Raw genomic sequence first — 20,422 nt, forward strand, 5'->3', positions numbered from 1 at the left:
CTTCACCATCGAGGGAACGAGCTTCGGTGGAAACTGGTCAGGGAGTGGAACAATGAGTGAATCACAGAACATGGGACGTGGCCGCGCCCGTCGCGCGGCCCAGCAGAATGGTGTGAAGTCCGCTCGCCGGGCACGGCCTCGCATACGATGGTCGGGCTGTGTGCTGGCGGAGATGGTGAAGGCGACAAGCCTGCGCTCGACGTGGTGGATGCTCGCCATTGATGTGGTGTTGGCGGTTGGCGGCGCAGCGTTGGCAGCGTGGGGTTATATTCTGGTCGCCCAGATGGAGGTTGCCGCCCATAGGCCAGGCGGGAGCAGCGCTCTGGGATCGGCCGCGACATCCACGACTGATCTGCCGCAGGGGCCGATGACGATTTCCGGTGTCGCGCAATGGTTGTCGGTGACTGGCTTTCTATCGACGGCGGTGTTCGCCGTAGCGGTATTCTCCATTATGTTCATCGGCTCGGAGTACGCGCAGGGCGTGATTCGGGTTGGCCTCATGGTGAACCCGCGCCGTGGACGGTATGTGATGGCGAAGGCGGTGGTGGTGGCGATACTGACACTGGTGACGTCGTTAGTGGCGGTGCTGCTGTCGTATGCCGCGGTACTTATGGTGTTGCGTGACCAGCATGTCCAACCGTTGCCGTCCGACCAGTGGGGCTTGCCATGGATCGCCGTGCTCGGCGCACCGATGATGTGTGCGTGCGTGGCGTTGGTTGCTTTTGGTTTGGGCGCGGTGTGTCGTTCTACGCCGGGTGGTGTGTTTGCGTTCATCGGGTTGTATATGATCGCTCCAGCCATTATGGGTTTATTGACGCTGAATGAGGATTGGGCATGGATTCGTGGCATTACGAATTGCCTGCCCAGCCAGGCGGTTTCGAACTTCCTGACAGGTTCGGCAAATACGGGTGTAAGCGTTGGTTCGGTAACGTTACGTGACGGTTCGTACTTTGATCCAACTTGGTGGCAGTCGGGGCTGATCGTACTGGTGTGGGCGGCGGTATCCTTGTTCGCCGGCGTGGTGGTGACCAAGCGTAGCGACGTGCACTAGTGACGTGTGGCGGCGACGTGCAATCATGGTGCCCAGCGACGGCAGAGGCATCGCTGCGAGCTTAGTGTGGCGGGGCCGGCATGGTCGCCCCTGCTGGTCGTCGTAACGGTCTGGCATGGCGTGGGCGGCGTTTGTCCACATGCCGCTGGGGGAGTTCCCCGTGTCACATACGGCTCATATAGTGGTGGCTATGCCTACTTTCACACGAGAAGAAATCGAGCATTTGGGCGATCTTGCCCGAATTGCCCTTACGGATGAGGAAATCGTCCGTCTGCAAGGCGAGCTGAATGTCATCGCCGAATCCATTAACAAGGTGCAGGAGGTGGCGTCCGCCGATGTCGCGCCTACCGCGAATCCTGTGCCGCTGGAGGCGTATTTGCGTCCCGATGTTCCCGAGCAGTCGTTGAGCCAGCAGGAAGCGGTCTCCGGCGCACCGGTGTCGGAGTCGGGTATGTTTGTGGCTCCGCGCATTTTGGGGGAGGAGTGAGTATGGTTGACGCATCGTTGGTGACATTGTCTGCCGCCGAGATGGCGGATCGTGTGCGCGGCGGCGAAGTGTCCAGCCGTGAGCTGGTCGAGGCGCATTTGGCGGTGATGGATGCCGCGGAGCCGAGTCTGCACGCGTTCCTAGCGGTTTCTGCCGATCAGGCTTTGGCTCAGGCGGATGAGGTTGACGCCCGCATTGCCAAGGGCGAGGAAGTGTCCGCGTTGGCCGGTGTGCCGATTGCAATCAAGGACATGATTGTGACTAAGGGCATTGCCACGACGGCGGCGTCCAAGATTCTTGAGGGATGGATTCCGCCTTACGACGCTACGGTTATCGAGCGGTTGAAGGCTGCTGGCACCCCGATTTTGGGTAAGACGAATCTTGACGAGTTTGCGCAGGGTTCTTCTACGGAGCATTCCGCATATGGTCCGACGCGCAACCCTTGGGATACCGAGCGCGTGCCGGGTGGTTCCGGCGGTGGCTCGGCGTCTGCGGTCGCCGCGTTCGAGGCGCCGTTGGCTTTGGGTACGGATACCGGCGGTTCGATTCGTCAGCCGGGCGCATTGACCGGCACGGTCGGCGTGAAGCCCACGTATGGAGGGGTGAGTCGTTTTGGCGCGATCGCCATGGCGAGCTCGTTGGATCAGATTGGCCCGGTCTCGCGTACGGTGTTGGATTCCGCCTTGCTGCAGGAGATTATCGGCGGTCATGACCGCCGTGATTCCACGTCCATTCCCGCTCCGGCTCGTCCGATGGCGCAGGCCGCTCGCGAGGGCATGAATCGCGATTTGCACGGTATGCGCATCGGCTTGGTCAAGGAGCTGGGCGGCGAAGGCTTCCAGGCTGGCGTCGAGGCTCGTTTCCATGAAGCGGTGGCGCTGTTGGAGCAGATGGGCGCCGAAGTGGTTGAGGTGTCTTGCCCGCACTTCCCGTATTCGTTGGGCGCGTATTACATCATCATGCCGTCCGAGGTGAGCTCAAACCTGGCTCGGTACGATGGCATGCGTTATGGCATGCGCGTGATGCCGCCGCAGGGCGTGCCCGCTACGGCTGCGAATATGATGGCGTACACGCGCGAGGCCGGTTTCGGCGACGAAGTCAAGCGCCGCATCATTCTTGGTACGTACGCGCTGTCCGCCGGATACTACGATGCGTGGTATGGTTCGGCGCAGAAGGTGCGCACGCTGATCATCGAGGATTTCAACAAGGCGTTTGAGCAGGTGGATGTGCTGGTATCTGCGACCAGTCCTTCCACGGCGTTCAAGTTCGGCGACAAGATGGACGATCCGATGGCCATGTACATGAACGACATCGCCACGATTCCCGCGAATCTTGCCGGTACTCCGGCAATGAGCATTCCGTCGGGTCTGAGTGACGACGGGCTGCCCGCCGGCATTCAGTTTATTGCCCCGCAGCAGCGTGACGAAGTGATGTACAAGCCTGCGGCGGCGTTGGAAGCCGCGTTGCAGGAACAGTGGGGCGGGCCTATTTGGCGTTCGCTGAACACCCCGTGGCTTGATGGTTTGGGCCGCTGACGCTTCGGAAGGAATGAATCATGGCTGAAAAATTGATGAAGTATGCCGATGCCGTGCGTCAGTTTGACCCGGTGATTGGTTTGGAAACGCATGTTGAGCTGAGCACGACCACGAAGCTGTTCTGCCCGGCCGAGGTGGAGTTCGGCGGTAATCCGAACACGCAGCTGACGCCGGTTTCTCTAGGCTTGCCCGGTTCGTTGCCGGTGCTCAATGAGGCGGCAGTGGATTATGCCATCAAGCTGGGCTTGGCGTTGCATTGCGACATCGCTGAGTGGAGTCAGTTCGCCCGGAAGAACTATTTCTATCCGGATATGCCGCGTAATTATCAGATTTCCCAGTACGACAAGCCAACCAATGGCAACGGGTACCTGGATGTGGAGCTGGAGGATGGCACGGTGTTCCGCGTGCCGATCGAGCGTGCCCATATCGAGGATGACGCCGGCAAGAACACGCACGTGGGCGGTGCCGACGGTCGCATCGAAGGCGCCGATCACTCGCTCGTGGATTACAACCGTGCGGGTGTGCCGCTGATTGAGATCGTCACCAAGCCCATCGAGGGTGCGGGCGAGCGCGCTCCGGAAATCGCCGGCGCGTATATGCGTGCGATTCGCGATATTGTGCGTGCGCTGAATATTTCCCATGCACGTATGGAGCAGGGCAATATGCGTGCCGATGTGAACGTGTCGCTGCGTCCGAGTAAGGACGCGCCGTTCGGCACCCGTTCGGAAACGAAGAACGTGAACTCGTTCCGCGGCATCGAGAAGACGATTCAGTATGAGATTCGTCGTCAGGCTGCGATTTTGGCGGATGGCGGCGAGGTGCTGCAGGAAACGCGCCACTGGGATGAAGGCTCGCAGGCGACGGCTGGCGGCCGTGTGAAGTCCGATGCCGACGATTACCGTTATTTCCCTGATCCGGATTTGGTGATGCTGCACATCACCAAGGAGCGCATTGAGCGTTTGCGCGCCGAGATGCCGCAGATGCCGCGTGAGCGTCGCAATGCGTTGCAGCAGGCGTGGGGCTTCTCGGATTTGGAGATGCGCGATGTGGTGAATGCCGACGCGCTTGATCTGATCGAGGCCACGGTTGCCGCTGGTGCGTCGGCATCCGGCGCGAAGAAGTGGTGGCTGGGCGAGCTGTCCCGTGAGGCGAACGCCAAGGGCGTCAGCTTGGAGGAGCTGCCGGTGAGCGCGCAGGATGTGGCTCGTGTTGAGGCGCTGATTGCCGAGGGCAAGCTCAACGACAAGCTGGCCAAGCAGACGGTTGCCGGTGTATTGGCTGGCGAGGGTTCGCCGGACGACGTGGTGGCCAAGCATGGTTTCCAGGTGGTGTCCGATGACGGTGCGTTGGTTGCCGCCGTCGAAGAGGCGCTTGCCGCGAACCCGGATGTGGTGGAGAAGCTCAAGGCTGGCAATATGAAGCCGATGGGCGCCATCATTGGCGCGGTCATGCGTGCCACTAAGGGACAGGCCGATGCCAAGGCGGTGAACAAGATCGTCATGGAGAAGATTCACGCTTAAGCGGCGTGTGTATTCAGCGTCCATACAGCCAAGTGCGCTATGTTCGTAACTGGTTGTATGGACGCTATTCAAGGAAACGAGACGCATGACTCACATTGCTCAGATCCCGTCGGTCGAACCGCAGGCTCGCGAGTTACCGGATCGTATCGTCATTCCGCCGATTCGCGGTGAAATGGTGCATTTGCGCCCCGCCACGGTGGAGGATTTGCCGCAGTTGGATGCGCTGGATGCCTTCTACAACGCGTCGAGCATTACCGGTAAGGATCGCTCCGCGGAGCGTGCTTTGGTGCATACGTGGGTGCGCCGCTCGGTGGCGTGGATGGAGGGTCGGTCTCCGGACGAGTCCGGCGTGGGTGATCCGGAGTCCCGCCGCACCATCGCATGGTCGGTGTTGGCGGATTGCGATCATGACGGTGATGGCACGCCTGATGGCGCGGGTGCCGATCATGTCATCGGCATGGTGTTTCTGATCGATATCGACGCATGGGCGCGTTCGGCTCGTATTCAGGTGGTGTTGGGCAAGGATTATCGTGGCCGTGGATACTCGCGTGACGCCATGCCTCGTGTGATGACCTTCGGTTTCGCTCCGATGCCTGCCGGGTTGGGCATGCATCGCATTTGGGTTGGCGTGCCGGAGAAGAATACTCGTTCGATTTCCGTATACCAGTCGTTGGGATTCCAGCCGTCGGGCACGGCTCGCGATGGCTTGTGGGATGTGGAGAATGCCAAGTATCAGGACTTGATTGTCATGGATACGTTGGTGGATGAGTACGATCCGATTCGCTCGTTGGACGCTTTCGGCATGCATGTGCTGGAAGATAATCCGGGTGTGAAGGAAGCGTTGAGCATGCGAGAGCATTCCATGGCGATTCGTCAGCGTTCGCAAGCTGCGCCGGATGGTGCTGTGGCGGATGCCGACGTGCGTTCACAGTCGCAGGCCAAGTCGTCGTCGGCTGACGAGCGTGATGATGCTTCGGTGCAGGCCGACGAGCACAACGACAAGTCCGGTCAGGCGCAACGTGATACGGAAGAGGGCTCTGCGCCGAATGAGGTAGCCGGTGCCGGTGGTCATGTGGGCGGCGGCGAGCAGGAAATGAACTGGCCGTATAACGATTCCCAGCGTGCTGCTTCGAAAGAGGCATGGTGGCGTACTTTGGGGCGCGGTCGCAAACGTGACGTGGAGGACGACAAAGCATGAGCGCCGAAGACTTGGATAATTACGAAACCGACGCCGAGCTGGCTTTGTATCGCGAATATCGTGACGTTATCAAACTGTTCACGTATGTGGTGGAAACGGAACGTCGTTTCTATTTGGCGAACAAGGTGGACTTCAACGTGCGTTCAGCTGGTCAGGATGTGTATTTCGACGTGCAGCTTACCGACGCCTGGGTGTGGGATATGTACCGCTCCAACCGTTTCGTCAAGAATGTACGCGTGGTGACCTTCAAGGATGTCAACGTGGAGGAAGTGCAGAAAAGCGATATCGACATTCCCGACGACATGCACTAATCCAGGAACTCTGCGAGAAGAGCGAAGAGCATGATGAAGCGTAATGCACGCTGTCTGGTTGCGTGGCATTCGTGAATGATGCACAGGGCTGATGTTCGTTTGTCGATGTTTCGTATAAACTATCGGTGATTTGTTGTGATGAAGGAGAACCCTGTGGCGCAAAAGCAATCCGTGGTGATTATTGGCGGTGGTCCGGCTGGTTTGACCGCCGCGTGGGAGCTCGTGAAGGACGGCGGTTCCGAGCAGTATGACGTGACCGTGTTGGAAGCGACTCGTGAGTTCGGCGGGATTTCCCGCACGGTAAAGTATCGTGGCAACCGCATGGATATTGGCGGTCACCGTTTCTTTTCCAAGGATGACCGCATTATGGATTGGTGGCGTCAGACTCTGCCGTTGCAGGGCGCTCCCAGCTATGATGACAAGAAGTTGGGACGTCATCATGATCTGGAGCCTGGCGGCCCTGATCCGGAAGTCACCGACGAGGTGATGCTGAAGCGTCATCGTGTGTCGCGTATTTTCTGGAACCGTCGTTTCTTCGATTATCCGATCAGTCTGTCGCCCAATACCTTGCGTGCCATGGGTTTCAAGCTCACCATGGTTGCGGGTTTCAGTTACCTGAAGTCCATGTTCCATAAGTTGCCGGAAGACAACTTGGAAAATTTCTATATCAACCGTTTCGGGCGCAAGCTGTATTCGATGTTCTTCGAAGGGTATACGGAGAAGCTGTGGGGGCGTCATCCTTCGCAGATTTCTGCTGATTGGGGCGCGCAGCGCGTTAAGGGTTTGAGCATTACGGAAGTGTTGAAGAATGCGGTGCTCAAGCTGATGCCTAAGAAGCGGGATTCGTCACAAGTGGAAACATCGCTGATTGAGGAATTCTGGTATCCCAAGCTTGGTCCGGGTCAGTTGTGGGAGACGGTGGAATCCAACTGCCGCAAGGCTGGCGCTCATGTTGTCACGGATGCCAAGGTGGTGCAGATTCGTCAGGATGGCGGTCGCATTGTGTCGGTGGTGTATGAGGATAGTGAGGGCGTGCGTACCGAGTTGCGTGCCGACCAGTTTATTTCTTCGATGCCGGTGAAGGATTTGGTCAATGCGATGGGTAATGGCGAGCAGCGGCCTGGCGAGCTGGTGCCAACTGATATGCGCACGGTGGCCAATGGCTTACCATACCGTGATTTTGTGACAGTTGGTTTGCTGGTCAAGCATCTTCGTCTGCGCAATACCACGGATATCGCAACATTGGGCAATCCGCCGATTGTGCCGGATTGCTGGATTTATGTGCAGGATCCGGGCTATAAGGTCGGCCGTATCCAGATTTTCAATAATTGGAGTCCGTATCTGGTCAAGGATGTTGACGATACGGTGTGGGTCGGTTTGGAGTACTTCTGCGAAGAGGGCGATTCATTCTGGAGCCTGACCGACGAGGAAGCGAAGAAGTTCGCGATTCAGGAGCTGGTGCGTATGCGTGTCATCAGTGGTCCGCACGATGTTATTGACGCGCACCGTGAGCGCGTGCCCAAGGCGTATCCGGCGTATTTCGATACGTACGCGCAGATGCCGGAGCTGATTGAGTATCTTGATTCGTTTGGCAACCTGTATTGTGTGGGTCGTAATGGTCAGCATCGTTACAACAATCAGGATCATTCGATGGCCACGGCGATTGAGGCAGTGTCCAACATCCGTTCAGGTAAGACGTCAAAGAAGAATGTGTGGAGCGTGAATACGGAGCAGTCCTATCACGAGAAGAAATAACAACGTTGATCATGCGCGATGCGCGTGGTGCCGTACGGAAGGGCGTGGTCTTGCGGCCACGCCCTTTTACTATAGGCGCACCGCCGCAATCAGAGGAATGTAGGACATGCCGAAGTGGTGTGCGGGGTTTTTCGTCAGGACGATGGTGTACGGTAAGGGTATTCGACATAGATCCCTCAGGGCGTCGAGTATTCATGAGCGGTTTTCCGCAATCTTTTTGAGCTGTTGCTGGCAAGGTCCAGCAGGCATAAGAAAGGCATACCAGTGGCAACTAGCCAAAATTTAGAAGATATGAAGCTGTCGGAGCTTAAGGATCTTGCCAAGCAGATGGGACTGCGCGGCACGTCCGCCATGCGCAAGACGGAGTTGATGGAAACTCTGCAGGCTGCGCGTTCCGGCGGCGAGGCGCCTCAAGGCGTGTCTGTTGTGGCGGCTAAGCCCGCTTCCACCGAGGATCATGCGGCGACGCGTGTGCAGGATCGCCCGTCGGCGTCGGTGAACAAGGAGCAGTCTGCGCCCCGTCAGCAAGAGTTGAGTTTGGAAGAACAGGCGCAAGCTCCGTTGCAGGATCGCCGGGTGATCAGTCGACGTCATCGTCGTGGTGCGGAGGATTCCGACGCCGTGCTTGATGGGGCGGAGCTGCGTGAGGCTCGCCGGCATGAGGGGCGTGAGGATATGCCGCGACGACGCCGTGGCATGGCTGATGCGCCAAAGACACGGACAGATTCTACCGATTCGGAACTTGACGATATTCTGGCGTCCCTGCCTGAGCAGCGCGACGGTGAGTCCCATGAGGTGCGCGAGCCTCGCGAATCACGCGAGACTCGTGAATCCCGTGGCGACGAGCGTGAGATGCGTCGTGGCCGTAATCGTGACCGCGGGGAACGTGGTGATCGTGGTGGCGACCGTCATCAGCGTCGTCTGCGTGGTCGTGACCGTGATATGGACGAGCAGGAGCGCGAGGAGCGCCGCGATCAGCGTCGTGAGGAACCGCAGCAGGATGACTTGGTTCCTGTCGCCGGTATCGTCGATATTCTCGATTCCTACGCGTTCGTGCGTACGTCGGGGTATTTGCCCGGTCCGAACGATGTGTACGTGTCGATGGGGCAGGTCAAGAAGTATGGCCTGCGCAAGGGCGATGCGGTGAAGGGCGCGATTCGTGCACCTCGCGAGGGCGAGCGTCGCAATCAACGTCAGAAGTTCGTGCCGTTGCAGTCCATCGATTCGGTGAATGGCATGAGCGTGGAGGATGCGCTGAATCGTCCGCAATTTGCGAAGCTGACGCCATTGTATCCGCAGGAGCGTTTGAAGCAGGAAACCACGACGAATAAGTTGACGGGCCGCATCATGGATATCGTGGCGCCGATTGGCAAGGGACAGCGTGGTTTGATTGTTTCGCCTCCGAAGGCCGGTAAGACGATTACCTTGCAGAATATCGCCAATGCGATCGCGACCAATAATCCTGAAGTTCACCTCATGGTGGTGCTGGTGGACGAGCGTCCTGAGGAAGTGACCGACATGGAACGCACGGTGCAGGGTGAGGTGATTTCCTCTACCTTCGATCGTCCAGCCTCCGACCATACGACAGTCGCCGAGTTGGCGATTGAACGCGCGAAGCGTTTGGTCGAGCTTGGTCAAGACGTAGTGGTGCTGCTGGATTCAATGACCCGTTTGGCACGTGCGTACAATATCGCAGCTCCGGCTTCGGGTCGTATCCTTTCGGGCGGTGTGGACGCACAGGCGCTGTATCCGCCGAAGAAGTTCTTCGGTGCGGCACGCAACATTGAAAACGGTGGCTCGCTGACGATTATTTCATCCGCACTGGTGGAAACCGGTTCGAAGATGGACGAGGTGATTTTCGAGGAGTTCAAGGGTACGGGCAACATGGAGCTGAAGTTGAGCCGTGAATTGGCCGATAAGCGTCTGTTCCCGGCCATCGACGTGAACTCGTCGGGTACGCGCCGTGAGGAGCTGATTACTGCCGCTGACGAGCTGCCGGTGATTTACCGTCTGCGGCGTTTGCTGGGCGGTTTGGAGCCTGAGCAGGCGTATCAGACGCTGGTGCCGCGTTTGAAGAAGACGGCCACAAACCGTGATTTCTTGGCTGCGATTGTGCAGCAAAGCAACGGTGGTGCGGCGAACTAAGCGAGACGAATACGGCGTGGTCCAGGCGGCAACGGTGTGGTGACCGCTGACAGCCGCTGGTAGGCAGCGGTGACGCTGTGTTGATGCGCATCTATGGTGGGGTGGCTAACGGGAGGGCCGGTAGCCACCCCACTTGTGCTATGCGGGCGCGTGTATGCTGGTGTGCATGGGTACGGTGAAGGTTGTGACTGGCGACGACTTGAGTGTGCAAGACACGGCGGTGGCTGATGCGTTGCGCGATGGGGGTGAGGCCGGTCGGGCCGCACAGTCCATTGCACGGCTGCGCCAGTCCATTGATGCTGTTGATGAAATGATAGTGCGGTTATTGGCACAGCGGTTTGCGTTAACCCGACAGGTAGGGCAGTGCAAGGCAAAGGCTGGGTTTGCGGCGTTGGATAGTGAGCGCGAACGTAGACAGGTGGCACGTTTGACCGGCTTGGCAGAGGAGTGCGGACTGGATCGTGAGATTGTGCGTCGCTACCATGCGATGGTAGTCGATGCTTCGAAGTCACGTCATCGTGCGATTGCTGCGCGGCGAGATGATATCGTAACATGAGACGACATGGTAAACGTTGTTGCACAATGGCGAGATTCGATGTATCGCAGTAAATCATAGAGCGGCCCACAAGGGCGATGCAGTCATATTGTCTGTATTGGTGGCGTGTCGCCTCTCTTGCCTTCCCATAATGTGCCGTATAGTGGGGCGGGTGAGACAATGTGTGGCGCTGTGCGCTGCTGTAGCCTGTGCTGGTCCGTGTCTTGATGGGTGTCTACGCCAAATATGTGGCGATATTATTCACAGTGAGTTGGCGTGACGTAACCATTGCGGGTAGTATGTAAAACGTTGTCAGACATATGACGGGAGGCAAAAACGTGAACGACGTGTTCGGTGCGGAAACCTTGGGGCGCTCGGGGTTGGATTCCATTGATGAGTTGATTCTTGACTTGCTGGAAGAAGATGGCCACGCTACGCTTTCGTTCCTTTCACAGCAGACCGGCTTGTCGATTTCCGCGGTGCAGTCGCGCGTGCAGAAGCTGGAACGTCGCGGCGTGATTTTGGGGTACCGTGCCATTGTCAACCATGATGTGCGCGGCGTAACCATCAATGCTTTTGTCTCGGTGACTCCGTTGGATTACTCCGAAGAGGAAGATATCCCGCGCAAGCTAGAGGGAATTCAGGGTATCACATCCTGTCACTCGGTGTCCGGGACGCCAAGCTATATGCTGATGGTGCGGGTGGCCTCTCCGGCGGAGTTGAAAGAACTGCTGAATCTGATTCATCGTACCGTGCCGGTGAGCACCGAAACCACGGTGATTTTGCATACGTGTTTCGATAAGTGACCGTAGGGGCGAGCAGCCTTATCGACGTCAAAGGGGGCGGGCGAATCACTCATGATTCGCCCGCCCCCTTCGTGATGTGCGCGCAAGCCGCTGTTAGCGCTGTGCGCGGCGTCGCACAGCCAGCACGGTGACGCCAGCAAGCGTAAGTACAAGCAGGGCGGTCGCGCTGGAAGCGGATGCCACGCCCGTATCGGCCAGGAGATCCGCCGTCTTGGCGGCGGCGTTGTTGTTGGTCGTGGTATCCGTGGTGGTGTTGTCGGTGTCGGTCTGATTGTTGTTGTTGCCGGGCTGGTTGTTGTTGTCATGCTGGACTTGCACCGAAGGTGCATCGGCGTCAGCAACGGCGATGACTTCGCCCTGCTCGCTCAGCGTGACGGTCGAGCTCAACGCGCGAGCCAAATTGATGCGTAGCCAGCCTTGCGAAGAAGCATCCAGCGGGTAGCCGGAAGTGATGGCGGTGGCGGCAAGCACCGCATTGCGCTGTGCCACGGTGAGCGTGGGGTAGGCGATGGTAAGCAGCGCGGCGGCACCTTCAGGGGCGGTGAAGGCGGCGCGAGTGTTGCCCGCGGGTTGGAAATTGTACGTCATACGCGCGGTATAGGCGGCCAGTGCGGATGCGCGGTCGGTCACCGGCTTGGTGACTACCGTATCTACGAAATCGTTAGTATAGCCCTTGTCGCTGCCTGCGCCCGTATTGGCGATGCAGTCGGCCAGCGTGCTGCCGTAGCCGTCGGCGGCGCAACGCTGTGTCAAATATGTTTGCAATTGCTGGGACGCGGCCTGCACCTTGGCGGCGTTCGTCTCCCAGTAGGCGGCGTTGGAAGCGGTGCCGGCAATGCGGCCGCCCATCACGTCAAGCGCGTAATGCACGCCGAGTACAATACGGTTGTTACCGGCTTCCGATGTGCGGGCCAGAATCTCCGGGGCGAGCTGCGGCAGCATGACTGCCAGTGCCACGCCGCGCGAATACACTGATGACGTATGTCCGGAGGGAAACGAGCCCTGTCCGTAATTGCCTACATAGTTGGCTGTTTGCCCGGTGGAATTGGCGTCCGGAACGTGAATGATGTTGAGCGTGTCTGCCAGGCCTGCAAGGTTGTTCTTCCCTTGAGCTGTATCATCCTGCCCTGAGATCCAAGTGGCGCGATTAGTGTATGGCCTTGGATACGCGTAAGCGGCTTTGGCGGGAGAGGTGGAGCGGCCGGTGCTGTTCATAACGTCGAAGACTTGGGCGAGTTCTCCGTTACGGTATCCATCAACGAAGTATCCGCCCAGCACTGGCCCGAGTGCATCGGCGAATTGCGCGGGCACATTTTCGGTTTTGTCGTCGGAATCGCGCAAGGCGCGCTGTTGCTGTTCGGTGATGACGTCGGCTGTTCCGCTTGCGGCAGCGTTGTTGATAGCTACTGTGATCGTATCGTTATGGCCAAGTACCCCTGGGTTCAACACGGTTCCGCCGGTGGCGGTGCCATCGGCGTCTACTGTTCCAGGTTGCCAGTAGGTAGAGTATTCAGAGAGTAGGGTGGTGAGCGGATCGCTGTCCGGCTGTTGGTCGTTGGCGTATGCGGTGGGGACAATGCTGGTGGCAAACATTGAGGCGGCCAGTGCCGTGGCAAACAGTTTACGTCGGGTATGCCGAATCATGAGATGAATCCTTTCATATGAAGTTTGGTCCTCATGGATAGAGAGTCAGATTCCAAACGAATTCATTATGTGGTTTCATCGTGAATTGCCATGCACGCAAGGATGAACGGTCGATGAATCGTAGATGTCTTTTTTGGTGGAGGCCTGGCAGATTTTTGGGAGCAGATAGCGCACTATGAGGAGTGCGGTGGATGGCGTATTGAGCCGAGAGCTCCTTGATATGCGAAAGGCGTCGGCACAGTGAGTGCCGACGCCTCATTCGCTGCTCGATACTAAACCGGTTGGGCAGTTCGATCTGAGCTCTTGTGAGCTTAGTTCTTCTTCGGCTTTGCCGGAGGCTCTCCCAATTCGCTGGAAACCACAGCAATGTTCGATGTGCCCTCGGACCCCTGCGCCTGCGTCTCGCCTTGCGCGAAGGTCATGCCGCCGGTGACGCGGCCCGCTTCGGCCAAGTCGGCGCTGACGCTGTTAAGCGCATCAACCACCGTCTGCGGGGCGGCCAACGTTACGGCAAGAATCGGAGTCTTCATGGAGACCTTCGCCTTGGACTTGATGCCACGTAGAGCTGCCAACGCCTCGCCCGCGTAGGTCAACGCGTCCTCGGTGGCGTCGCCGGCGGCAGCCGCATACACCTCGGCGGCAGGCCATGCGGCGCGATGTACCGAGCCTTCGCCCTCATGCATCCACGACCACACTTCTTCCGCCGCGTACGGCAGATACGGTGCCAGCAAGCGGGCAAAGGCATCCAGACCGAGTCCCAAAGTGGCGCGGGCGGAAGCCACGGCAGCTTCGCTCGGCACTGCTCCGGTGGCGTCGGCCGTGCCGTAGGCGCGGTTCTTCACCAGCTCGATGTAGTCGTCGCAGAACTGCCAGAAGAAGCTTTCGATGGTTTCCAACGCCTTGGAATGCTCATACTGGCTCAATGCTTCGGTGGCCTCGCGCACCACGCGGGCCATGCGTGCCATGGCCGAACGGTCCAGCGGCTCGCTGACGGCGGAAGCATCCCACACGGCGGTAGCGGCGTCGGCCACATGATGCTGATCATCCTCACGGCCAATAGCCAGCGCGAACTTAGTGGCGTTGAGCAGCTTGATGGCCAGACGGCGGCCAATCTTCATCTGCCCCTCGTCATACGTGGCGTCGAGACCGAGTCGTGCGGCGGCGGCCCAATAGCGCACGGCATCCGCACCGTACTTGGTGATGGGCTCGTTCGGCACCACGACATTGCCCTTGGACTTCGACATCTTCTTGTGGTCGGGGTCGAGGATCCAGCCGGAAATGGTGGCGTTGGCCCACGGCAGGCAGCCGTTCTCCAAATGCGCGCGATCGACGGTGCTAAACAGCCAAGTGCGGATAATATCCTGGCCCTGCGGTCGCAGATCCATGGGGAACGTGGCCTTGAACAGTGCCTCGTTCTCTTCGCCTGATTCGGCCCAGCGGGTCACGATCTGCGGGGTCAGCGAGGACGTCGCCCACGTATCCATGATGTCCTGCTCGGCGGTGAAGCCACCGGGCAGGTCGCGCTGCGCCTCCGTGTAGCCTTCCGGCACGTCGTTGGTCGGGTCGATGGGCAGACGATCCTCGGACGGCACGATGGGATGTGCGTAATCCACTTCACCCTGCGCGTCGATGGGATACCATAGCGGGAACGGCACGCCGAAGAAACGCTGGCGGGAAATCAGCCAGTCGCCGTTGAGGCCGTTCACCCAGTTCTCGTAGCGCACGCGCATGAAATCGGGGTGGAAATTCAGTTCCTTGCCGCGGGCGATCAGCTCGGCGTTCAGTGTCTTGTCGGTGCCGCCGTTCTTGAGATACCACTGGCGGGACGTGACGATTTCCAGTGGCTTGTCGCCCTTCTCATAGAAGTTCGTCATACGCTTCGTGGGCGTCGGTTCACCATCCAAATCGCCGGACTCGCGCAAATGGTCGACGATGATGGTTCGCGCGGAGAACGTGGTCTTGCCGGCGGTTTCCTCGAAAATCGCCTTGCCGCCCTCGTCCTCGATCCACTCCGGTACGGTCATGGTGATGCGGCCGTTGCGCTGGATGATGGAACGCAGAGGGAGCTTGAGGTCGCGCCACCACTGCACGTCGGTCACGTCACCGAACGTACAGCACATGGCGATGCCGGCGCCCTTGTCCATCTCCGCGGCCGGGTGGGCCAGAATCGGCACCTTCACCTTGAACAGCGGCGAATACACTTCCTTGCCGAAGTACGGCTGGTAACGTTCGTCGTCCGGGTTGGCGATCAGCGAGGTGCAGGCCGCCAGCAGTTCGGGACGGGTGGTTTCGATGTAAATCGGGGTACCGTCCTCGAAACGGAACGCAACCTTGTGGTAGAAGCCCGGATACTCACGGCTCTCCAGCTCGGCTTGGGCCACGGCGGTTTGGAACGTGACATCCCACAAGCCGGGAGCTTCCTGCTGATAGGCTTCGCCACGGGCGAGATTGCGCAGGAACGCGCGCTGCGCCACGCGCTGCGGGTGCTCGCCGATGGTGTGATAGGTCTGCGTCCAATCCACGGACAGGCCGAGAGAACGCCACAATTCCTCGAACAGTTTCTCGTCCTGCGCGGTAAGACGCTCACACAGTTCGATGAAATTCTTACGGCTGATCGGCACCTGATCCTTGGCGTTGATCTTCTTGCCGTCGGTGCCTTCGAACGGCGGCTTGAAATCAGGATCGTACTTGAGCGATGTGTCGACGCGCACGCCGTAGTAGTTCTGGACTCGGCGCTCGGTAGGCAGACCGTTGTCGTCCCAACCCATCGGATAGAACACATCCTTGCCGCACATGCGCTGGTAGCGGGCGATGACATCGGTATGCGTGTAGGAGAACACGTGTCCGACGTGCAGCGAACCCGACACCGTGGGCGGAGGAGTATCGATGGAATAGACGGCCTTGCGGTCGCGCGACCCTTGGAAACGGTAGGTGCCCTGATCCTCCCAGACCGAGCGCCACTTGTCTTCCAGACCGTCAACACCAACCTTATCGGGCAACGGCGTCAAATGAGCATGAATTGCGTTGAGCTTATCTTGGCTGTCTGTCATACCGCTAGTCTAGGAAGTCTTTGTGACAAGCCGTGCGGCATACCGGTGCGGGCGTTCCGTCATGCGGACGCGCCCGCTACTTCTTGTACAAAGCGGACAACGTCAGCATCTGGTCGGTCATGTTGGTGTTGTATCCCTCAATCGCATTGGCGGCGACAATAGTGTCCTTGCCGTAATACAGCCACCCCGCAACGGCCTCCTGACTCAAGGCGCGGGCGTACTCTTTCAGACCTTTGATGTATTCATCGTTATTGGTGGCGCCGATAAGCGTGTCGTATAGCTGCTGCACATCGCCGTTGACGTACTGGGATAATCCGTTTGGTGTGGCGATTTGCGTGGTATCGTTCGTGTCGGCCATGGTGATGATGGTCATGTCGAAGTCACGGGAATCGAGACGCTGCTGCAAGGCTGCATCATCCAAAGCCTCAAGCTTGACTGGAATATTAGCCTGTTCTATCTGTTGCGCAATGGTTTGTGCCAGTGATTCGTATCGTTGCGGCACGACGAAACGCAATCCATAGTTGTAATATCCCGGTGAGAAATACCGGGCGAGTTTCGCGCCGGTAGCGACATCGTGGGGAAACAGTCCAGTCAAGTCTTCGTAACCTGGTTCGAGCGGGCTGAACGGGCCTCCCAGCGGGCCTGCCGCATCGTTACGGGAAGCAACGATGGCGTTGGGGTCGATCGCATACCGTACTGCTTGCCGCATACGCCCGTCCGACATGATGGAATCCGTATCGGCGTTGAAGGCGATCAGGGTTTTCACCGTGGTGGAACCGTTGGTTACCGTAATGGTCGGATTATTCGCTACTGATGAGGTATCCGTATCTGCCGAGGGGAATGCCACATCGAGTTTGCCATCGGCCACATCCTGCAACATTGCCTGTTCGTCTGTGTAAAAATGCAGCGTCAAGGATGACGCCTGCGCAGGGGTCGACCAATAGTGGCTGTTACGGGTCAAGGTAATGCTGGACCCCGGCGTTATCTTGGTGACGGCAAAGGGGCCGGAACCTGCGCTCTGTCGTGCATAATTCACCGAGGCATCCTGATCGTACACGGCGCCGACGCGGGAAGACAAGGTACGCAACAGCATGGGGTCGGCCTTCGACAGGGTGATGTCGACCGTGAGGGTGTCTGGGTTGGTGACTTCGGCAAGATCAGCAAGTTTGTCCGCACCGATGTACTGCTTGTTCACAGCCTGCTGCAGAGACCACACCACATCGGTGGCGGTGAGCATGTGTCCGTTGGAGAACCGGACTCCTGAGCGTAGATCGAACGAATATCGCAGACCGTCTTTCGATATCGTCCAGCGTTTGGCGAGACCAGGCACAAGCTTGTTGTCGTTATCGCGGGCTACCAACGTTTCGTACACATTGCCGAGCATAATGCGATCAAGGTTACTGCCTTCTTTGGTACGCATGTCCAAAGATTGCGGCATGTCGGTCAATCCGACATGCAAAGACGTGTTGGTACTCACCGAATCGGGACCGTGTACGATTTTGCCTGAATGCAATACCGAATAGCCCATCCACACCAGCGCTGATAAGACAGCGACGACGATGAGAAAAACCAGCCATGTGGTGAATGCCTTGCGCTTATTACCCTGCATAGTTCCGAGTGTACCGCACGGGGTTGTGACGAATCGGGCATCTACTGATTATGGACGGGTGGGATCATGCTGGGCAAGCAAAAAGACCAGTGCCACTATGAGCAAAATGGCGATGGACAGCACGCCCATGGAAGCGTTGCCGGTCAGCGTGGTGGTCGTAGCCACGATGAACGTGCCCAAAATAGAAGCGGTTTTGCCAAAAATGTCATAAAAACCGTAGTATTCGTTGGCATGCTTCTTCGGGATGATCTTGCCATAATACGAGCGCGACAGTGCTTGAATGCCGCCTTGGAACATACCGACAAGAATCGCCAAAATCCAAAATTCGGTGGCGGACTTTAGGAAAAATGCGGCAAAGAACACGATGCAAAGGTATGCGATGACGGCGGCAACAATCATCGGTTTAGCGCCGAAACGTCCGGCGAGCCGACCATAGAGAATCGCACAAGGGAACGCAACGAACTGAGTTACCAACAGCGCCACCACCAGCTGGGTGGAATCAATGCCCAACTGGGTGCCATACGAGGTGCTCATGGAAATCACCGTGTTAACCGCATCGATATAGAAGAAGAAGGCAATCATGAACAGCAACAGGGACTTATTGCGGCGAATCTTGCCGAAAGTGCTTGCCAGCTCGCGGAACGCGCCGCGCACCGCTTCGCCCGTATGATCGGCGGTAGTGCGATAGTGCACCTGACGATAACTGCGTAGCAACGGTACGGTGAACGCCACCCACCAAACGGCGGTAATCACGAAACTCAAACGGGTGCACAGTACCGTGTCCAGTCCCAATGCCGCTGGGCCGGCGAAAATCAACGCAATACAAATAATGAACGGGATCGTCGACCCAACATATCCCCAGCCGTAGCCGTGCGACGATACCTTGTCCATCCGCTCGTTGCTTGTGGTATCCACCAGCATCGAATCATAGAAGGTCAGCGAACCATTCAAACCGATGGTGGCAAGCACGCATACAACAAGGAATGCCATCCATCCCAACGGCAGCGCCATGCCCAAGCACATCACCACGCCGGTAAGGAAGAATCCGAGGAAGAACTTGATCTTCATCCCCTGCACGTCGGCAATCGACCCCAAAATCGGCATCAGCACAGCGATGATCAGCGAAGCCACGGTTTGCGCATAGCCCCATGTAGACACAATATCATCGTGCCCGGCGGCCTCCAGCAACGAATTGGCGTAAATCGGCACTACCGCCGTGGACAGCAACACAAAGGCCGAGTTGCCGACATCATACAGAATCCACTGCTTTTCGCGTTTGGACAGCTTGCCCGAGGGGCCAGAAATGGCGCCTTCGACAAGGCCCTCGGGAGCTTCCTGCCCCTTGGCCGCAGCTGCGGCGGCTTCCAAATCCGCTTCATACATGGTGTTATCCGACATCGGTACTCCTACAGACGGTTGCGATATCCTTTATGGTAAAGCCAAGGTTGGGCGGACATGCGCATTATGGGTAAACGCAAAGTGAACACAAGGGGCGTCGCCGGCATATGCGCGAGATGCATAAAGGCTCGCGGAGCCACGCTACCGGGCGTTGACAAGCGCCATCACATCGTCGCGATTCGGACATCTTGGCACGCCATCCGTATGCTGTTCGATTGCCAACGACGCAGCCGCATTGGCGATATTCACCGCATCCAACAACGACCAGCCCTGAGCGAGCATCGCGCACAACGCACCCGTATGGCATGAACCAGCCGAACGCGTATGCACCGGCTTCGTCTCGAAGCCCTCCACATGGCTCACTTCGCCACCGGGAAGACGCACCCACGCGCCCCTCGCGCCGGCGCGTAATACCAGCGGTGCACGTAACGCGCTGCCCAAATCATCGCACAACTGCCGCATGGCATTATCGAAACTACCACCCACAGTGAGCTGGCTATCGGTGAGATGCACCCCCAGTCGGGCGGCCAGCGTGTGAGCTTCCTGGCGGTTGCATGACCACAACGGACGGGCAAGCACCAAATTCTCCAACATGTGGTCGCTGACCAATTGCAGGGCGTTGATCGGATTCAACACCAGCGTATACGGCCGGTCGTCGGGATTGACGTCCAGACGGCGTATGAACGCGTCTAGACCGGTGGCCGTATGATCCATCAATGTATTGCCGCTGATATGAACCACATCGCCCGGCCGTGGCACAATTGCGCTGAACGTATCTTCCTCACCTTGCGACTCCGCACCATATGACGCCACAAATGTTTTGCGCTCGCCATCGGTCAGCACTAGGCGAAAACCCGAATCAGCGTCGACCCGATGCTGTCCGATATGACTGATGCCGTTGGCTGCAAGGCGCTCGCGAATGACATCCGCCCACATGCCGTTGCCGATGATGGCGGCGTGGCTCGCCGGTGAGCCCATGCGCCGTGCGGCGAGCAATACCGGATAGCTGCCTCCTATCGTCGGCGATGTGCGTTTTGAAGTAGCGAATGCGCCTGGTTCAGGGACGGCGTCGAGTTGCATCATGATGTCGACCCAGATTTGTCCGAGTGAAATAACCGTGGGGGTGCGGTCGTTCGGTTCGCCCTGGTGTTGACGTTGCGGATGGTGCGGTAAGCGAACGTTCATGCCAACCTCCTTGCTGCACATGGTGTATACGATGTTGTATCGTGAGAAGTTGAGCGTTCGCTGGGAATGCCGGCGTTTAGGGTCGGCACTGGATGGGCTTGATATGGGGTCGGCGAAAAGGGGGCGAGCATGACGTGCCATGAACTCTGCTTGCGCATAAAATGCAATCTTTTGCATTTTCATAGTGGTCATG

Annotated in this window: 15 protein-coding genes; 10 read left to right on the plus strand and 5 right to left on the minus strand. The window is 58.2% G+C overall.

The window, feature by feature from the left end:
• Positions 1–52 precede the first annotated feature (52 nt).
• The 10 genes from AC1AWK_RS07010 to AC1AWK_RS07055 all read left to right on the plus strand — a co-directional run bounded on the left by AC1AWK_RS07010 (position 53) and on the right by AC1AWK_RS07055 (position 11,343).
• Positions 53–1,051: an ABC transporter permease gene (locus tag AC1AWK_RS07010; protein ID WP_476569296.1), complete on the plus strand. Its 999-nt coding sequence runs from the start codon at positions 53–55 to the stop codon at positions 1,049–1,051.
• A gap of 190 nt (positions 1,052–1,241) precedes the next feature.
• Positions 1,242–1,538: an Asp-tRNA(Asn)/Glu-tRNA(Gln) amidotransferase subunit GatC gene (gene gatC / locus AC1AWK_RS07015; protein WP_476569298.1), complete on the plus strand. Its 297-nt coding sequence runs from the start codon at positions 1,242–1,244 to the stop codon at positions 1,536–1,538.
• 2 nt (positions 1,539–1,540) lie between these two features.
• The gene (gene gatA, locus AC1AWK_RS07020; protein ID WP_476569300.1) at positions 1,541–3,073 is read left to right on the plus strand and encodes an Asp-tRNA(Asn)/Glu-tRNA(Gln) amidotransferase subunit GatA; all 1,533 of its coding nucleotides are present in this window, start codon (positions 1,541–1,543) and stop codon (positions 3,071–3,073) included.
• A gap of 20 nt (positions 3,074–3,093) precedes the next feature.
• On the plus strand, positions 3,094–4,593 hold the full coding sequence (gene gatB, locus AC1AWK_RS07025; RefSeq protein WP_476569302.1) for an Asp-tRNA(Asn)/Glu-tRNA(Gln) amidotransferase subunit GatB: 1,500 nt from the start codon (positions 3,094–3,096) through the stop codon (positions 4,591–4,593).
• 85 nt (positions 4,594–4,678) lie between these two features.
• Positions 4,679–5,791 carry a GNAT family N-acetyltransferase gene (locus AC1AWK_RS07030; protein ID WP_476569304.1) on the plus strand — a complete coding sequence of 371 codons (1,113 nt, stop codon included), beginning with the start codon at positions 4,679–4,681 and terminating at the stop codon, positions 5,789–5,791.
• Positions 5,788–6,102, plus strand: a complete 315-nt coding sequence (locus AC1AWK_RS07035) for a DUF2469 domain-containing protein (RefSeq protein WP_476569306.1) — start codon at positions 5,788–5,790, stop codon at positions 6,100–6,102. The genes AC1AWK_RS07030 and AC1AWK_RS07035 overlap by 4 nt, the downstream gene beginning before the upstream one ends.
• A gap of 153 nt (positions 6,103–6,255) precedes the next feature.
• The gene (locus tag AC1AWK_RS07040) at positions 6,256–7,857 is read left to right on the plus strand and encodes an NAD(P)/FAD-dependent oxidoreductase (RefSeq protein ID WP_476569307.1); all 1,602 of its coding nucleotides are present in this window, start codon (positions 6,256–6,258) and stop codon (positions 7,855–7,857) included.
• Between the two features lie 264 nt (positions 7,858–8,121).
• Positions 8,122–10,002, plus strand: a complete 1,881-nt coding sequence (gene rho, locus AC1AWK_RS07045; RefSeq protein ID WP_476569309.1) for a transcription termination factor Rho — start codon at positions 8,122–8,124, stop codon at positions 10,000–10,002.
• A gap of 166 nt (positions 10,003–10,168) precedes the next feature.
• Positions 10,169–10,558 (plus strand): chorismate mutase, encoded by a 390-nt coding sequence (locus AC1AWK_RS07050; RefSeq protein WP_476569311.1) that lies wholly within the window; start codon positions 10,169–10,171, stop codon positions 10,556–10,558.
• 299 nt (positions 10,559–10,857) lie between these two features.
• On the plus strand, positions 10,858–11,343 hold the full coding sequence (locus AC1AWK_RS07055; RefSeq protein WP_476569313.1) for an Lrp/AsnC family transcriptional regulator: 486 nt from the start codon (positions 10,858–10,860) through the stop codon (positions 11,341–11,343).
• A gap of 93 nt (positions 11,344–11,436) precedes the next feature.
• Here AC1AWK_RS07055 and AC1AWK_RS07060 read toward each other — a convergent pair whose 3' ends face one another.
• The 5 genes from AC1AWK_RS07060 to AC1AWK_RS07080 form a co-directional block, all read right to left on the minus strand.
• A complete protein-coding gene (locus AC1AWK_RS07060) occupies positions 11,437–12,987 on the minus strand; it encodes a phosphatase PAP2 family protein (protein ID WP_476569315.1) in 1,551 nt (516 codons plus the stop codon).
• 311 nt (positions 12,988–13,298) lie between these two features.
• Entirely contained in the window at positions 13,299–16,037 is a 2,739-nt protein-coding gene (valS, locus tag AC1AWK_RS07065) for a valine--tRNA ligase (RefSeq protein ID WP_476569317.1), read from the minus strand.
• 76 nt (positions 16,038–16,113) lie between these two features.
• A complete protein-coding gene (locus AC1AWK_RS07070) occupies positions 16,114–17,646 on the minus strand; it encodes an ABC transporter substrate-binding protein (RefSeq protein WP_476569319.1) in 1,533 nt (510 codons plus the stop codon).
• 48 nt (positions 17,647–17,694) lie between these two features.
• Positions 17,695–19,044, minus strand: coding sequence for an MFS transporter (locus tag AC1AWK_RS07075; RefSeq protein ID WP_476569321.1), 1,350 nt, complete (start codon positions 19,042–19,044; stop codon positions 17,695–17,697).
• Positions 19,045–19,185: 141 nt separating this feature from the next.
• A complete protein-coding gene (locus AC1AWK_RS07080; protein ID WP_476569323.1) occupies positions 19,186–20,229 on the minus strand; it encodes a PfkB family carbohydrate kinase in 1,044 nt (347 codons plus the stop codon).
• Positions 20,230–20,422: the final 193 nt, after the last annotated feature.

The organism is Bifidobacterium sp. LH_491 (assembly GCF_056356495.1).

Coding starts and splice junctions, on each gene's coding strand:
- AC1AWK_RS07010 (WP_476569296.1), top strand. CDS start 53: ATGAGTGAATCACAGAACATGGGACGTGGCCGCGCCCGTCGCGCGGCC.
- gatC (WP_476569298.1), top strand. CDS start 1,242: ATGCCTACTTTCACACGAGAAGAAATCGAGCATTTGGGCGATCTTGCC.
- gatA (WP_476569300.1), top strand. CDS start 1,541: ATGGTTGACGCATCGTTGGTGACATTGTCTGCCGCCGAGATGGCGGAT.
- gatB (WP_476569302.1), top strand. CDS start 3,094: ATGGCTGAAAAATTGATGAAGTATGCCGATGCCGTGCGTCAGTTTGAC.
- AC1AWK_RS07030 (WP_476569304.1), top strand. CDS start 4,679: ATGACTCACATTGCTCAGATCCCGTCGGTCGAACCGCAGGCTCGCGAG.
- AC1AWK_RS07035 (WP_476569306.1), top strand. CDS start 5,788: ATGAGCGCCGAAGACTTGGATAATTACGAAACCGACGCCGAGCTGGCT.
- AC1AWK_RS07050 (WP_476569311.1), top strand. CDS start 10,169: ATGGGTACGGTGAAGGTTGTGACTGGCGACGACTTGAGTGTGCAAGAC.
- AC1AWK_RS07055 (WP_476569313.1), top strand. CDS start 10,858: ATGACGGGAGGCAAAAACGTGAACGACGTGTTCGGTGCGGAAACCTTG.
- AC1AWK_RS07060 (WP_476569315.1), bottom strand. CDS start 12,987: ATGATTCGGCATACCCGACGTAAACTGTTTGCCACGGCACTGGCCGCC.
- valS (WP_476569317.1), bottom strand. CDS start 16,037: ATGACAGACAGCCAAGATAAGCTCAACGCAATTCATGCTCATTTGACG.
- AC1AWK_RS07070 (WP_476569319.1), bottom strand. CDS start 17,646: ATGCAGGGTAATAAGCGCAAGGCATTCACCACATGGCTGGTTTTTCTC.
- AC1AWK_RS07075 (WP_476569321.1), bottom strand. CDS start 19,044: ATGTCGGATAACACCATGTATGAAGCGGATTTGGAAGCCGCCGCAGCT.
- AC1AWK_RS07080 (WP_476569323.1), bottom strand. CDS start 20,229: ATGAACGTTCGCTTACCGCACCATCCGCAACGTCAACACCAGGGCGAA.